The sequence below is a fragment of the Chryseobacterium sp. CG10_8 genome (assembly GCF_058117085.1).
This window is the reverse complement of record NZ_JBYVEB010000203.1, coordinates 1-2,244: the sequence shown is the minus strand read 5'-3', so window position 1 is coordinate 2,244 and position 2,244 is coordinate 1. Positions and strand designations below refer to the sequence as shown.

Below are 2,244 nucleotides of genomic sequence, written 5' to 3'. Positions count from 1 at the left end.
AAATTTTAATCACTTTTATACTTCTATTATTGACATTGACCAACTCTTGTGCACAAGCGCCTGATAAAGGCGATAATAACTCAAAGTCTTCATTAATCGATTACAAAAAAAATAGAGATTATTTTAACCTCAATGGTCCTGTGAAATCAAGTCATTGGTACTTCTCATATCTTGCAGACTCTCTATATTACTATAGAAAAATAGATTTTCTCCATCAAGATATTATGTTGTATAATCTTGATATTGGGGGGGGGGATATCTGTTGAATTTGATCGAAGAGGGAAAATTTCTGATTTCGTTATGAGATACGAAAATTTAAATGATTTTCGAAAACAACAATTGGAAGAGAAGTATACTGTAAGACAAATTTATGATTCTATTGACTTAATGCATAAAAAAAAGTTAAAAACGCAAATTAGTAAGCGGTTTCACCTAACAATATTCAAAGTAATTTTATTCGTAAATATACTCTTTAAATCAGCTTTTCTGTGGGTTAGGTTGACAATTTACCAAGAAGATACGGAGTTCTAAGATTTATAAAATGAATTTATTTCTATATCAAAGTTAAATTTCACTAAATTTAAGCCTCAAAAATCAAATTATGGAAAATGTTTTTGATGCGAAGATAGCGCAAAATTATATCGACAGAATCAATAAGTTAACGCCTGAGACTCCTAGAAAATGGGGCAAAATGACAGTAGACCAGATGTTGGCGCATTGCAATGTAGCGTATGAATACATTTTTGAGCCCGAGAAGCATAAAAAGCCAGGCGCAATTGCTAAATTTTTCCTAAAAACTTTTGTGAAATCCAAAATCGTTCAAGAAGGAACTTACAAGCAAAACGGACCGACTGGACCTGCGTTTTTAATCAAAGGAGACCAAGATTTCGACGTAGAAAAGAAGCGCTTGATTGGTTATATTCAGAAGGTACAACAATTAGGAGAAGAGGCTTTTGATGGAAAGGAGAATTCTTCTTTTGGAGTGATGACTTCACAAGAATGGAACAATATGTTGGCAAAGCATCTCAACCACCATTTGGCTCAATTTGGCGTATAAAAACACTTTTTTGATGAAAAAAATAACACTTCTATTCTTATTGATTTCCGCTTTTGCGTTTTCGCAGATGCCGAATGTTTCGAAAGTTTGGTTGAATAATAATCAATTTTACTCAGGTTATATTTCTGACAGCAAAACACCTCTCAAGCTGAAGATTACAATTTCCGAACAAGACCGAAAGAAAGATCAAGAATATTTCGTATCTGGATTTTCTATTGTTGAAAACCAACAGTCCAAATTCGAGGGAAAAATCAAAATATCACAGTATAAAGACTCTAAGAAAACAGGCAAAGTCTATGGCGAATATGATTTTTCGGAAGAGCCTAATGGTAAACATACGGGCAATTTCACGGGAAAATTTGTCTATACCTTCAAATGGAATCGCAAAACTCAGAAAATTGAAAGCGAATATATTGAGTTCATTGGTGATTGGAAGAGTTATGATGGTTCTTTAAATTTTAAAACCGATTTCAAAAATCAATAATTGATGTAGATTTTGGTCACGCTGATCCTAGTAGCTACTAGCATGATGTTTTCGCAAAGCAAAATAGAAATTAATAAAACAACAAAATGAAATTAGGAGCTTTTTCGGTTAGTTTATCAGTTAAAGATATCCATGTTGCAAAAGAGTTTTATGAAAAACTTGGCTTCGAGCAACGTGGCGGAGATATTGTGCAAAAATGGGTGGTGATGAAGAATGGAGACTCTGTGATTGGGCTTTTTCAAGGAATGTTCGAAGGCAATTGGTTAACTTTAAATCCTGGTTGGGATCAGGAAAAGAAAGAAATGGAAAATTTTGAAGATGTTAGAAAAATTCAGAAAGATTTGAAGGACAAAAATATCCCATTAGACCGTGAAGCCGACGAAACTACTACTGGTCCAGAGTACTTCATGTTAAAGGATCCAGATGGAAATGTTATCTTAATCGATCAACACAGGTAAAATTAGAATATGATTAATAAAATTTTATCAGTTGTAATAGGGCTTTTTGCAGGTTCTTTGGTCATTTTTGGGATTGAAGCTATAGGTCATTATCTGTATCCGCTTCCTGAGGGAATGGATTCTCAAGACATGGAGGCAATGAAAAAGTACGTCGCGACAGCACCATTTATGGCTTTGTTTTTTGTAATTATAGCTTACTTTTTCGGAGGATTAACTTCCGGATTTGTCACTACTTTCATTTCTAA

Annotated in this window: 4 protein-coding genes and 1 pseudogene; all 5 read left to right on the top strand. The window is 33.7% G+C overall.

Annotated features, from left to right (window positions below):
• Positions 1-266 (top strand): hypothetical protein (locus tag AC4AGG_RS16140; protein ID WP_489773048.1); only part of this gene is annotated, 266 nt, incomplete at its 5' end.
• Between the two features lie 335 nt (positions 267-601).
• On the top strand, positions 602-1,057 hold the full coding sequence (locus tag AC4AGG_RS16135; RefSeq protein WP_489773047.1) for a DUF1569 domain-containing protein: 456 nt from the start codon (positions 602-604) through the stop codon (positions 1,055-1,057).
• Between the two features lie 13 nt (positions 1,058-1,070).
• Complete coding sequence (locus AC4AGG_RS16130) at positions 1,071-1,541, top strand: hypothetical protein (RefSeq protein WP_489773046.1); 471 nt, start codon at positions 1,071-1,073, stop codon at positions 1,539-1,541.
• Between the two features lie 86 nt (positions 1,542-1,627).
• Positions 1,628-1,999 carry a VOC family protein gene (locus AC4AGG_RS16125; RefSeq protein ID WP_489773045.1) on the top strand — a complete coding sequence of 124 codons (372 nt, stop codon included), beginning with the start codon at positions 1,628-1,630 and terminating at the stop codon, positions 1,997-1,999.
• A gap of 9 nt (positions 2,000-2,008) precedes the next feature.
• Positions 2,009-2,244 (top strand): annotated as a pseudogene (locus tag AC4AGG_RS16120) (hypothetical protein); the annotation flags it as partial.